The sequence below is a fragment of the Roseivirga sp. genome, from assembly GCF_034669765.1.
Lineage (GTDB): Bacteria > Bacteroidota > Bacteroidia > Cytophagales > Cyclobacteriaceae > Roseivirga.
In genome coordinates this window covers 80768-93623 of record NZ_JAXMOQ010000002.1, presented here as the reverse complement: position 1 = coordinate 93623, position 12856 = coordinate 80768, and the positions used below count along the sequence as shown (strand labels likewise).

At 39.5% G+C, this 12856-nt stretch carries 12 protein-coding genes; 11 read left to right on the top strand and 1 reads right to left on the bottom strand.

Annotated features, from left to right (window positions below; genetic code table 11):
* Positions 1-35: 35 nt before the first annotated feature.
* On the bottom strand, positions 36-557 hold the full coding sequence (locus VOI17_RS03430; protein ID WP_323755841.1) for a hypothetical protein: 522 nt from the start codon (positions 555-557) through the stop codon (positions 36-38).
* Between the two features lie 373 nt (positions 558-930).
* On the opposite strand from VOI17_RS03430, the gene VOI17_RS03425 reads away from it, so the two are divergent.
* The 11 genes from VOI17_RS03425 (at position 931) to VOI17_RS03375 (ending at position 12851) form a co-directional block, all read left to right on the top strand.
* Positions 931-1692 carry a sugar transferase gene (locus VOI17_RS03425; RefSeq protein WP_323755840.1) on the top strand — a complete coding sequence of 254 codons (762 nt, stop codon included), beginning with the start codon at positions 931-933 and terminating at the stop codon, positions 1690-1692.
* 3 nt (positions 1693-1695) lie between these two features.
* Entirely contained in the window at positions 1696-2865 is a 1170-nt protein-coding gene (locus VOI17_RS03420; protein WP_323755839.1) for an acyltransferase, read from the top strand.
* Between the two features lie 5 nt (positions 2866-2870).
* A complete protein-coding gene (locus VOI17_RS03415) occupies positions 2871-3572 on the top strand; it encodes a TolC family protein (RefSeq protein WP_323755838.1) in 702 nt (233 codons plus the stop codon).
* 3 nt (positions 3573-3575) lie between these two features.
* The gene (locus VOI17_RS03410; protein ID WP_323755837.1) at positions 3576-5612 is read left to right on the top strand and encodes a hypothetical protein; all 2037 of its coding nucleotides are present in this window, start codon (positions 3576-3578) and stop codon (positions 5610-5612) included.
* Positions 5613-5687: 75 nt separating this feature from the next.
* A complete protein-coding gene (locus VOI17_RS03405; RefSeq protein ID WP_323755836.1) occupies positions 5688-6845 on the top strand; it encodes a glycosyltransferase in 1158 nt (385 codons plus the stop codon).
* A gap of 43 nt (positions 6846-6888) precedes the next feature.
* On the top strand, positions 6889-7197 hold the full coding sequence (locus VOI17_RS03400; protein ID WP_323755835.1) for a nucleotidyltransferase family protein: 309 nt from the start codon (positions 6889-6891) through the stop codon (positions 7195-7197).
* The gene (locus tag VOI17_RS03395; RefSeq protein ID WP_323755834.1) at positions 7178-7513 is read left to right on the top strand and encodes a DUF86 domain-containing protein; all 336 of its coding nucleotides are present in this window, start codon (positions 7178-7180) and stop codon (positions 7511-7513) included. The genes VOI17_RS03400 and VOI17_RS03395 overlap by 20 nt, the downstream gene beginning before the upstream one ends.
* Positions 7514-7621: 108 nt before the next feature.
* The gene (locus VOI17_RS03390) at positions 7622-9064 is read left to right on the top strand and encodes an O-antigen ligase family protein (protein ID WP_323755833.1); all 1443 of its coding nucleotides are present in this window, start codon (positions 7622-7624) and stop codon (positions 9062-9064) included.
* 1 nt (position 9065) lies between these two features.
* Positions 9066-10244: a glycosyltransferase gene (locus tag VOI17_RS03385; protein WP_323755832.1), complete on the top strand. Its 1179-nt coding sequence runs from the start codon at positions 9066-9068 to the stop codon at positions 10242-10244.
* A gap of 139 nt (positions 10245-10383) precedes the next feature.
* Complete coding sequence (locus tag VOI17_RS03380) at positions 10384-11550, top strand: glycosyltransferase family 4 protein (RefSeq protein ID WP_323755831.1); 1167 nt, start codon at positions 10384-10386, stop codon at positions 11548-11550.
* Positions 11550-12851 (top strand): oligosaccharide flippase family protein, encoded by a 1302-nt coding sequence (locus VOI17_RS03375; RefSeq protein ID WP_323755830.1) that lies wholly within the window; start codon positions 11550-11552, stop codon positions 12849-12851. The genes VOI17_RS03380 and VOI17_RS03375 overlap by 1 nt, the downstream gene beginning before the upstream one ends.
* Positions 12852-12856: the final 5 nt, after the last annotated feature.

Genomic DNA, 12856 nt, shown 5'->3' with positions numbered 1-12856 from the left:
TTTTCTAATTTACTAATACACTAATCACTATCGGTTCATTTCATAGCAAGGTACTTCTCAGGCAAAGGATAGACAGGGCTCTCTCCCATCCAGAATACGCTTACTATAAACCAGCGGTCTTTTCCATGGAGAAGCTGAATACTATTAATTCCTCTGGCAAAGGGTTTTTCATCATCTGCTTTTGTGCGAGACTCGTAAGTGCTAAAAATATGCATGATGGTGCCATATTCTTCAGACTTTCGAGCTATTTCTATTTCATAGAACCCATTTGCTTCTAAACCTGTTCCAGCTTGCTCAACATATTCTTGTACAGTCCAGACTCTATAACCGACCTCCCCTGTTTGAGCATTCTTCCCTGAGGGCATCAAACGTCCTTCAGGAATAAAGAGGCTTTTCATTCTATCCCAGTTCCGCTTCTCTCCAGCAGGCCCTGAGATTACATCATAAAGTGCGGCAATAATGGCATCAGGTGAGGCTACATCTTTAAGGTCGACTGTTTGGGCTTTAGTTTGGGTGGATAAAGAAACAATGAATATTAGAGCAAATAACTTCTTCATGACTTTAATTTAAAGTGATTTTGGTATACTAGATGAGTAAACCACTCAATATAAGTCAATTGAATTATAAAATAAAGAAACCAAACCCTCTTATACTCTTGAGGGGTGATTGAGCACCGAGCCATATAATAATGGACTTTCAGAGGAGGGAAGATATAATTATCCTTCACCTTAGGTTAAACTTCAAGTACATCAGAATGACAATTGGTTATAGCACAAAACTTCTGAGAAGAATCTAGATAAAACTCTCTGCTAAGCAGCAAAACCGCCATCTGCTAAATCATTTCATTCGACTGCCAAAACCTTGCGGTCGTCTAAATTACCCAAGCCCAGCCCCCATTCAGCATAGCTTTGTATCAAATAAAACAGAGCTATGAGACCTTCATTAAAAGTACCCTTTGTAAAAAGAGCTTTCGACATTACAGTAACCGGCATTCTGGTTTTATGCTTGGCACCCTTATTCCTATTGGTCATGATCCTGATCAGGCTAGAATCCAAAGGCCCCATCTTCTACTACTCTTACCGTGTAGGAATGGGCTATAAAATTTTCAAGTTCTATAAGTTCAGGTCTATGCGCACCGATGCCGACCAAATGGTGGAGCAATTAAAGCATTTAAACCAATACGCTAACGATAACGAACAAGCTTTGAAGGCCAAGCCTCTTACGCGTACTATCATTGCTTATTCTAAACACGACAATATTTTAGTAAAGGACGATGAACTGTTTGGTGAAGCAGAATACGAAGCCCACAAAGCATTAGAAGACAAAAAGGCTTTTGTGAAGATCAACAACGACCCAAGAATTACGAAAGTGGGCCAGTTTATCAGAAACACAAGTATCGATGAATTACCTCAACTCTTCAATATTCTTCTTGGTGATATGTCTCTGGTAGGCAACAGACCTCTTCCTCTTTATGAAGCAGAAAAACTCACTACTGATGCCACCATAGGTCGCTTTTTAGCACCAGCCGGACTCACTGGTTTATGGCAGGTAACCGAGCGTGGAAAAGCGGGAATGAGTGCCGAAAGCAGATGTGATTTAGATATTGAATATGCACTAAAACATAACTTCTGGTTGGACATGAAGATCCTCTTCAAAACTCCTCTAGCGGCACTTCAACATGAAAACGTATAAATAATGAGACGATTCACAGAATTTTGGAACTCCTTATTACGTACCCCAAATTCAGGAAACTACATTCCTTTTATTGACGGTTTTAGATTTCTGGCCATCGCACCAGTTCTTTTCCAACACGCCAACGAAAGACTATTGAAGTATAACGTTAGCGCCTTAAATCAAACAGGTTGGGAACAGATGCTTTCTTTCTTGATTAGTAGAGGTACCATTGGAGTGTTTATCTTCTTCGCAATTAGTGGTTTTGTGCTTACCATGCCCTATGCTAAAGGCAACAGAACGCTCAATTACAAAACCTATATATCCAGAAGACTTACCAGAATTGAGCCTCCGTTCATATTCTGGATTAGCTTTTTTGCGCTTATCATCCTTTTTCAAAGCAATTTAGGAATCGGTAAAGTAATGGCGCATTACTTCGCTACACTTACCTATACCCACAGCATTATCTATGGTGAATACTCCATTATCAATCCAGTAGCTTGGTCGCTGGAAGTAGAAATACAATTTTACCTCATTGCCCCTTTTATTGCATTGCTCTATTTCAATCAGAAAGAAGGTTTTGTGAGAAGAAGCTTTCTGATCATCTTCTTAATTGGCTACATCACTTTTCAATTTGTATTGGGCTGGAATGTTCATCCGCTCAAAGCCACTTTACTGGGCCACTTGCAGCACTTTCTGATAGGTATGTTGGCCGCAGATTTATATGTCAACCGAAAAACTATTGGCCGCATCAAACCATGGATTTGGGATGCCCTCGCGCCCACTCTTTTAGTAGTGATGGCCTTTACCTGGACAGAAGAATATTACAAAACATTAATCTTCAACTCGGCACTAATTCTTTTGCTTATAGCGGGCTTCAAAGGCCACTATTTCAACAAGTTTTTGTCCGTAAAATGGATCACGATCATAGGTGGAATGTGTTACACGATTTACCTCATTCATCTACCATTGCTTGAGTTGCTCTATTCAGTTATCGGCTCCTTTGGTTACTCATCCCCTTATTGGTTACAGTTATCGATAAGTCTGATTATCGCCATTCCTATCGTGTTATTTAGCAGTATGATATTCTTTAAAACAATAGAGAAGCCCTTTATGAAGCCAGCAGGATTTAAGAATCTAATGGACAGCATCAAGGGTATTGTTTCAGAGAAAACGGTTCAAACACAAAAATAGGAATCATGAAAAAATTGTTAATCGCCATATTATTGATCAGTGCCACCGCACTAACTGCTCAGGAAACACCCACTGGGATGGACAAGATCAAACCATTGGATTCTCTCATCAGCATGGCCCTAAGAAGTGCTCCATCTGTACACCGCCTCACAACAGGGCAGTTACAGAAAGAGGAGGAAATGGCCATGTCGAAAAAAGACTGGTTACAACATGTGGCATTTACCGCTGGCTATAACTACGGAAACGGTGTAATCTCAGATCAACTATTAACTTCCAGCGACAATCAAAGCACTTTCGTGACGCGACAAAATGCTACTTACAGTTTAGGGCTTAGCATCAGGTTGCCATTCTCGGAACTCGTTTCGAGAAAGAATAAAATCAAGCTGAATAAGTATGCTATTGAAGAAATAGAATACCAAAAAACAGATATTAAAAAAGTGATTGCAGAAGAAGTGACCAAGCGTTATAACCTGCTTAGCCTTTCTTTCAAAATTATTGCACTACAAACTGAAAAGATGCAAGCCAACGAATCGGCATTGATGCTTACGGAAGGATATTTTAAAGCTGGAAAAGCTGAAATGGATGCCTACAGAATGGCTTTAGACATTGCTACTACTTCTAAAATAGAACTTGAAAAAACCAAAAGCGATGCTTGGTATACACTTAAGACATTAGAGCAATTGGTTGGATCTTCAATAATTCGATAAACCATGAGTTTCATTCAAATCGCTCGTTTATTAGTTCGCTTTTCGGCCTACATTGGCCTTACAGCATTGTGCTTAGCTTTTCTTGTGTTCTGGTTTACAAAAGACGCAAAGCAAGAATACCAAAGCCACACGTTGTTGAATACCGGACTTATCTCTGGTTATAACATTGAAAGTAATAATGGCGAGAGAATCGATTACGCTTTCACCAATAATGAAATGGAGAACCTTATCAATTTGGCTACTTCATTCGAAACCCAAAAAGAACTTTCAGCCATGTTATTGGCCCATATTTTATTAGAAAGGTCGAAAGACGAAAACCCAATTTTAAAAGAGAATCAAGAAGTACTTGAAACCAGTTTAGAGAATATCGAAGTAGAAATAAGTGAGAGAGACTCTTTGAAGTCGGTACAGCAAAAGGTTATCGCCCTAAGAGAAGCGGATAAGCAAAATGCCATTTATGAACTCTCTTATTCTAAAAACCCATTTTTTGGGCTAGATCAGTTGGAGAACATTAAAGTAGTAAGAGAAGGCAATAGTGACATGATTCGTATGGAATACACTTCCATAGATCCTTACATTAGTCAGGTAACCCTGTCTTTCTTAACAGATATTTTCATGGAAAGTCAATTGGATACAAAAGAAGGCCAAACTGAGTCGGTAATCCTATTCTTTGAAGAAGCCACTGCCAACACCTTGGCCAAACTAAAGAAGGCTGAAGACGATTTATTGAGTTTCAGAGTAAAAAACCAAATCATCAACTATTACGAACAAACCCGCTTTATTTCTGGAAATAAGGAAGAACTAGACAAGCAATATCAGGAGCAGTTAAAGTTGAAGGCTGGGTCGGAATCGGCCATTAAACGCATTGAATTAGAGATTGATGATAAAAGTGTATTGCCTGTAATTCAAGAAAGAATTGCGGCAAGTCAAAAGAAAATAGCAGGATACACGAATGCATTAACGGAAATTACTTTAACCAACGATAGCCTATTAGACGGGCAAACGCTGATTAAGAAAAGAGACCTTGAAGCGAAAATCAATACGCTCAAGGCAGAAATGATTGAATCAACGAAAACGGTAATTGCTGTAAATCAAACTTCTGATGGTGTACCCACTTCCAACCTTTTAACCCAATGGTTGAACTCTGTAATTAGTAGAGAAGAATCATCGGCCAAACTGGAAGTAATGAGCATGCGTCAAAAAGAATACGAAGCCATCTATGATCGTTTTGCTCCATTAGGTTCTACCCTCACCCGATTGGAAAGAGAAATTGATGTAGCTGAAAGAGAATATTTAGAAAATTTACGCAGCTACAACCAAGCCCGGTTGGACAAATACAATATGTTGATGTCGAGCAATTTGAAAGTAATCGACAAACCATTCTACCCTGCCCAGCCAGAGAAATCAAAAACTTCTATGATGGTAATTCTGGCCTTCATGGTGGGATTGGTTGTTCCATCAAGCGCTGTTATCGGGATGGAATTTATGGATAGCAGTTTGAAAAGTCCTAAAAACACTACTGAGAAAACAGGTTTAAGATTAGCGGGTTTAATGCCAAAATTGCCAAAGGATGTAGAAAAATCCAATATCGATTTCGATACCATCACCGAGCAAGCCATGAACCTTTTCATTCAAGAATTGAGAAGCTCAGGGAAGCAGACCAAAGGCAAGAAAAATGTGGTGGTTTTTAGCATTCAAAACCAAGAAGGAAAAACCACATTGATCGAGAATGCTCAAAAGTTTGTTGAAAAGCACTTCGATGAAAATGAATTCAATTGGATTGAATTGCCATCTATTCTCAATCACCCCTACGGCCATGACAATGTAAAAAATGGCGACATCCACATTTTAGTCACCAAAGCAGATAGAAAATGGACCGAGGCCGACCAACATGCCTTAAAAGTGTATAAAAAATACGTAGGCCAAAAGCCGGTGGTATTCCTTAATGGTGTTAGAGCAGATATTATGGAAGATGTAATTGGCGAAGTACCAAAGAAAAGAAGCTGGTTAAGAAGAAAAGTGAAGGCGGTTTTGAGCTAAGGGCTCAGAAGACAAGAGTGAATACGAAGAAGAAATAAAGAGAAGTTGAAGAAAATTCACAATTAGAAAAAAACAATGAAAACAATTATATGCCATAGTTTCCCTGCTTGGGACACACCCTACATAAAATCCACCATGGAGATTATGACCAGGCTGGCAAAAGATCACCGAGTAATTATGCTCGACTATCACTACACTTGGAAAGATGTGTTGAAAAATAGATTCACACCTAAAAACCAGGTCTTAGGTAAGAAAAACAGAACTAGGAAAATTGAAACTGAAAATGGTTTGGTAGAAGTGTACAATGCCATACCGGTAATTCCAGTAAACTGGATTAACAATGCTACCATTTTCCGTTTAGTCATGCTCATTAACGCTTGGTTCATAGGCCTGAGCATCAAGAAAATATTAAAAACAGTAGACAGAGAGCATACAGTATTGGTGAATGCCTTCAACCCTATTTATGGTTTCTTTACCAGAAAATATTGGGGAGAAATAGAACGCACTTATTACTGCTACGATGAAATATCTGGTACCGAATGGGCCAGTAAATGGGGCGCTGAATATGAATCAAAATTCATAGATCACTGCCAAAGAATTATCACCACTTCTGAACAGTTAAAACAGAAGTTTATAGGCAAACACTCCGATGTTTCTTGTGTAAAGAATGGTGTCAACCTCTTCATATTCAGATCTGAAAGCGCAGAACTTACTAAGAATTATAAAGTGGGCTATATTGGTGCCATTGACCAGCGCGTTGATTTAGACTTACTAGCTCAAAGCGCCAAGGCTTTACCCAGCCTGACCTTTGAAATGCTTGGGCCAGTAAAGGTCGATTTACCTGATAATATGCCGGAGAACATCCTCTTTCGTGGAGCAGTACCTCAAACAGAATTACCCGAAAGTGTTCAGCTTTGGGATGCCTGTATTATTCCCTTTGTGAAGAACGAGCTTACGAAGGCCATTTATCCGTTAAAAATCAATGAATATATGGCCATGGGTAAACCGGTAATCACCACTGATTTTAGTGATTTGTCAGATTTCTATCCATTGATCTACATTGCAGAAAACACCGAAGACTTTGTTTACGGTGTAAAGAAAGAAATTCAAGCAAACAACCGCCTCAAAGTGCAAATGAGAAAGCACTTCGCGCAGCAAAACAGCTGGGAGGCACGGACAAATGAATTTGAGCATTTGCTCAAATTAGATTTTCAAAACGTTGAAAATGGTTGACAGTGATCATAAATGATTTTATTAACTTTGACATATGGAGGTTATGCTAGAACAAAAGTTAAACGAAATCAGAAATCTTTGCGAAGGCCACTTCGTAACGAACCTTTCTGTTTTCGGGTCTTCAATTCATGGGGGCTTTAATAACGACAGTGATTATGATTTTCTGGTTTGCTTTAATGACAGCCTCCCTCTTTCTAGCTACGCAAAAAATTTCTTTAGCCTTCAAAGACAATTGGAAACTTTATTGAATAGGAAAGTCGATTTAGTCACCGAATCGAGTTTGACAAACCCTGTTTTTATTGATCAAATAAAGCGCTCTCAAATTTCCATTTATGACTTCAAGGCAGCTTAAATATATACTCGATATCGAAAGAGTTATTCAAGAACTCATTTGGATTCAAGATAGATTTGACAATGATTTTGAAAAATTTAAGAGTGATTTTATGGGTGTGAGAGCAGCCGAAAGGGCATTTGAGATTTTAGGAGAGGCACTTAACAAGCTTCAAAAAATTGAGCCTAAAATTGAGATTAAAAATGCAGCCGAGATCATTGGATTAAGGAATCTTATCGCTCATGCTTATGACACAATAGATGTAAAAATCCTTTGGTCAATTTTAATTCAAGACATCCCCAATGTAAAAGAGGAGATCGACCAGCTAAAGAATTAATATTTCTTTTATCCCTCCTTCCCGTCAATTATCGAAGCAAAGCTTCCAGTTATCGTAATCTAAAAAATAGCCGCGTGGCTGGCCGTACTTTTATGTTAAGAAAAAAGCATGAAAAGTTACGCCAACATACCTACCAAATACGGAGTCGAGAAATTAAGATCGGGCTTTGGCCTGATCAGTTTACTCGGGCTTATCGTTGTGGGCACTGGGTTAATCCTAGTATCAGGTATGGCGGGCGCAATTATTCTGCTCGGACTCCCTTTCATCGTGACCCTACTAGCTGTACTATGGAGCAAACCAAAACTTGCGCTATGGGGCAGTCTAGTGATGGGCTTTTTAATTTCAGGAATTAGTCGCTACATCAGCGCTCCTTGGGGTTTAACCCTCGATATCCTAATGGTATTGGCTTGGTTGATTATCCTCCTCAACAAGGAAGTAAAAGTCAACTGGAAATTCCTTAAAAACGACATTGTCATCTTCTCTACCATATGGATGGTTTACTTGATTTTCGAAATCGTAAACCCTGCTGGAAACGGATTAGTAGCCTGGTTTTATGCCATGAGAGGCCTTGGTTTCTACCAAGCCTTGAGCATTCCTTTAATATTCTTGCTATTCAGAGATCGAAAAGACTTCATGATCTTTCTTAACATCCTCATTGTGCTTTCTCTTATAGGAGTCGCCTGGGGCTTTAAGCAGCAAATCATCGGGGTGGATGCCGCTGAATACCGTTGGTTATGGGAAGAAGATCACCACGAAGAGCATATTCTACATGGTGTTTTAAGGGTATTCTCATTCTACAGCGATGCAGGTCAGTTTGGAGCTTCACAAGCCATGATGGCCCTTTTTACAGGCATTTTAGCTAGAGGTCCTTTTAAATTCAGAACCAAAGTATGGTATGCCATCTGCGCTGTATTATTCTTCTTAGGCTTTGCCATTTCGGGTACAAGAGGCGCCTTGGCTGTGCCTTTATTTGGTGGAATAGCCTACCTCATTGTTAACAAAAATTTCAAAGTGCTTTTGGGCGGTCTTACTGCCATTGTACTGGTATTCTGTATTCTGAAATATACTTTCATGTTTCAAGGTGTAGAGCAAGTTCGCAGAATGCGCACCGCTTTAGACCCCAATAACAAATCTCTTTCTGTAAGACTCGATAATCAAAGAACCTTTGGTGCCTACTTGGCCAACAAACCTTTTGGTGCCGGAATTGGTACTGCAGGCTTTTGGGGCGCCAGGTTCAACCCAGAATCACTAATGGCCAACACCGCTACCGATAGCTGGTATGTTAAAGTTTGGGCAGAAACCGGCACCGTAGGCCTTCTAATTCACTTAGCTTTTCTAGGCTTTGTATTGGGCAAAGGCGGGCATTTGGTAATGAACCTTAAAGACAAACAAAGTAAAACATATGCACTCGGACTATACGCATGTATTGTAGGAGTGCTCTTTTCCAGCTATGGAAACCAAGTATTTGGCCAAATGCCAACAGGCATGGTAATGAATATGGCCATCCCTTTTCTCTTTTTAATCAAAGAATGGAAACCACAAAAAAACTGATATGGAAACTTTAATCATCATCGTACTCGCAATATTGATCGCCTATTTCGGTGGATCTGCCCTTTACCTTTTCATTTTGGCCTTGGCTTCAAAAGTGAAAACCCGTCCTAGTATTCAATCAGTTGAAAAAAGAAACAAGTTTTTGGTGATGGTACCTGCTTATAAAGAAGATGCCGTAATCATTGAAAGTACGAAGCGCAATATGGCTTTGCGATACCAATACCCTAAAAGAGCTTTTGATTATGTGGTGATTGCCGATGGTTTGAAACTGGAAACAGTAAAAACCCTCAGAAACCTTGGTGCTGATGTGTTGGAAGTGAAGTTTGAAAAAAGCACCAAGGTGAAATCACTTCAAGAAGCCATGAAGGTTTATGGTAAAAATGGAGCTTACAATGCCACCGTAATCTTAGATGCGGATAACGTAATGGACATGCATTTTCTGGCCAAAGCGAATCAATATGTAAATACAGGCATGAAAGCCATTCAAGGCAATCGCGCAGCAGCCAACGGACAAAACACCATTGCTTTATTAGATGGTCTTTCAGAATTCGCCAACCAAGAAATGATTTGCAAAGGCGCCAATGTTTTGGGCTTGTCTTCAAAGCTTTCTGGCTCAGCCATGGTATTTGATTTCGAATTATTCAAAAGCGTAGTTTTTGACTTAACCGCCATCGGTGGTTTCGACAAAGAACTAGAGCTGGCTTTTACAGCTAAAAAGGTGTTCATTCATTTTGCAGAAGACTTGGTGATCAAAGATGAGAAAGTAGGCTCATTTCAGCACTTCTCTAAGCAGAGAGGTCGTTGGTTGGAGTCTCAGTACTCCTTTTTGAGAAAATCGATTAAACCAGCCTTCAAAGCACTTTTAAAAGGCAACTTCGATTACTTCCACAAAACTATGCAACTGGCTTTGCCACCACGCGCGCTAGCCCCTTTTGTAATGCTAATGTTGGTTGCACTTTCATTGCTAACAGGAAATGTTGTTCTGATTGCAGTTGCTGTCATTGGAACCGTAGCCAACTTTGGAGCTTATGTAATTTGTCTTCCTTTCAAAGTACTTCTACAAAACGGCTTAAAGCTTATTGTAGCACTACCTCAATTGGTACTGTCAACGCTTAATGCCTTCACTTGGATGAAGAAGTCACGCACCGAGTTTATTCACACACCACATAACGCAGTATAATCATGTTTGAAGGAATGCCTTGGCCACTCTTGCTTCCCATAGCAACCCTGTTTTTAGTCTGGGGAGTAATGAGATCGAAATTAGAACTGGCAGCTGAAGCCAAAAAAGAAAAGAAGAAAAGCGCTAAAAGAAAGAAAAAATGAAGCCCACTAAATTGAACATATTATTGATCTGTAAATCTCTTCCTTGGAGATTCAAGGGCGGAATTCAAACACATACCTGGAACCTCGCTTTGGCATTAACAGAGAAAGGGCATTCAGTGTCTGTGCTTACTGGTGGCGCTTACCGCAAGGCCGAAAAGCAATATGAAATTGATGGCGTTAACATCATCGAAATTCCATTTTTCCCAGGGAGATACCTTAAGCCAATCTCCAATTTAGCGGAAGAATTCAGTTTTAACTGGCAAGCCAAAAACTGGGTAACAAAAAATCACAACTGTTTCAATGTGATACACACTCAAGGACGCAGCGGATATTTATCATACATGATTCCTGCGCTTAAAGGAAGATTAGCGAATACAATACATGGAATCATCAGCAGAGAGAGCAGTAGTGAAAAAGGTTGGAGTTTCAACTCAAAACTACATACTTGGCTTACTCAAAAGATAGAAAACAAACTCTTAAAAGCTGCACAGCTAAAGATTGCAGTAAGCGAAGATGTTTGCAAAGAAATTAGCCTATCAAACCAGCTTGAAGGTGTAGAAGTAATTCCAAATGGAGTTCAACTTTCATCAATTACAGCAACCAATAAGATGCACATTTCAGCAGAATATAAAACACGTTTTCTTTTCGTGGGCAGACTTCACCCAGTAAAAGGGTTGATACCTGTGATTACCGCCATCGCCAAAACCAAATCAAAAATTCAATTGGATATTGTTGGAAATGGTCCGCAGTATAAAACGCTTAAAGATTTGATCAAGAAGCTTAAGCTAGAAAATCAAGTCAGATTATTGGGAGAGTATTCCAATGCACAAATTCATGAAGCCATGCCATCGTATTGTGCTTTACTATTACCATCGCTATACGAAACTCAAGGGATCGTTTTACTTGAAGCCAATGCACATGGAATACCCGTAGTAGCCACCGATTTGGCTGCCATTCGCGAGTCCGTTGCACATGCAGAAAATGGCATACTGTGTAACATCGAACAGCCAGAATCCTATGTGTTCGCTATGGAATACCTTTTAGAAAACCCAGCTGAAGCGGAAAGAATGGGGGCAATTGGCAAAGAAAGAATTTCATCAGTTTTCACTTGGGACAAAGTGGCCGAACGCACGATTGAGTCATACCAAAAACTTGCAGTATAATGATTAAATCACTGAAAAACAGCGCCATGTTCTCGAACAGCCTCTATTCTATTGCAGGCCAAGCCTCATTCTTGGTAAGTAATTTTCTGCTCTTCATCGTGCTACTTAAAGAATTTCCTCAAGAAGCCGTGGGTGTTTGGGCACTATTCATTACCGTAATATCCATTGTAGACAGTATCCGTCAGGGCTTAATCCAGAATGGGCTGACACGTTTGTTAATTCAAAAAGCGGACGAAGAAGCGCAACAAGCAGGATCTGGAATAACCATCAACTTCTCTGTAATCATCTTAAGCGCTATCCTACTCTATTTTGGTGCAGGCCTTCTGGCGAATTTATGGGAGGCTCCTGCCCTAATTGAATTGTTCAAACAAAGCTGGAAGCCATTGGTGAGTTTAGGTACAATTCAGATGATGAACATTCTCTGTTTTGCCAAAAACAAGTTCAAACTTTATGCTAGGCTAAACCTCATTTACATGGTTACTTTTTTAACCATTATGGTGACGGTTTGGTACACAGGAAACTTAAGTTTTAATGCCATTCTGAATGGTCAATTATTGGCCATAATTCCACCTGTATTGTATATGTTATTCAAGCATCCAATTGCTGTTGCAATGCCACAATTGGCCATCATAAAAGAGCTACTTGGATTCGGAAAATACATTGCCGGAACCAATCTTTTGTCTTTGCTTTTTAACAAAGCCGATGTGCTTATGATTGCCTATTTTCTTGATCCAATTTCACTCGCGCTTTTCCATTTTGCATCAAGGATTATTCAGTACATAGAACTCCCATTAACAGCCCTAAGCCAAGTCATTTATCCGCGATTAGCCGCAAGTTATCATGCAAACGGTGTCAGTCAACTAAAGAAAGAATATGGCCGCTCAATACTCACGTTATTAGCACTCATAATCCCAGGAGTAATGGTTATAGATATTTTCAATATGAGTATTATAAATATTTTATCATCAGCAGATTACCTAGAATCATCTCAACTGATAATTATACTATCTATTGGCTGTTTGTTCAAACCTTGGGGTCGTGTATTCGGACTTACCTTGGATGCGATAGGTAAGCCCAAAGTAAACTTTCAGATGCTGGCTTTCAGCCTATTAGTAAATATGATCATGAATGTCTGGTTAATTCCTCAGTATGGTGTTGTAGGAGCGGCAGTGGCCACTACAAGCAGCATCATTCTTACCATAGTATTAGGGCAAATAAGAATCAAAAAATACATAGACATTTCACCATTACCTGTAGTATTTAACTCATTAAAAAACAAAGCTTTAATAGCTACAAAATAAACTCA

Coding starts and splice junctions, on each gene's coding strand:
- VOI17_RS03375 (WP_323755830.1), top strand. CDS start 11,550: ATGATTAAATCACTGAAAAACAGCGCCATGTTCTCGAACAGCCTCTAT.
- VOI17_RS03415 (WP_323755838.1), top strand. CDS start 2,871: ATGAAAAAATTGTTAATCGCCATATTATTGATCAGTGCCACCGCACTA.
- VOI17_RS03410 (WP_323755837.1), top strand. CDS start 3,576: ATGAGTTTCATTCAAATCGCTCGTTTATTAGTTCGCTTTTCGGCCTAC.
- VOI17_RS03405 (WP_323755836.1), top strand. CDS start 5,688: ATGAAAACAATTATATGCCATAGTTTCCCTGCTTGGGACACACCCTAC.
- VOI17_RS03380 (WP_323755831.1), top strand. CDS start 10,384: ATGAAGCCCACTAAATTGAACATATTATTGATCTGTAAATCTCTTCCT.
- VOI17_RS03390 (WP_323755833.1), top strand. CDS start 7,622: ATGAAAAGTTACGCCAACATACCTACCAAATACGGAGTCGAGAAATTA.
- VOI17_RS03430 (WP_323755841.1), bottom strand. CDS start 557: ATGAAGAAGTTATTTGCTCTAATATTCATTGTTTCTTTATCCACCCAA.
- VOI17_RS03400 (WP_323755835.1), top strand. CDS start 6,889: ATGCTAGAACAAAAGTTAAACGAAATCAGAAATCTTTGCGAAGGCCAC.
- VOI17_RS03385 (WP_323755832.1), top strand. CDS start 9,066: ATGGAAACTTTAATCATCATCGTACTCGCAATATTGATCGCCTATTTC.
- VOI17_RS03425 (WP_323755840.1), top strand. CDS start 931: ATGAGACCTTCATTAAAAGTACCCTTTGTAAAAAGAGCTTTCGACATT.
- VOI17_RS03420 (WP_323755839.1), top strand. CDS start 1,696: ATGAGACGATTCACAGAATTTTGGAACTCCTTATTACGTACCCCAAAT.
- VOI17_RS03395 (WP_323755834.1), top strand. CDS start 7,178: ATGACTTCAAGGCAGCTTAAATATATACTCGATATCGAAAGAGTTATT.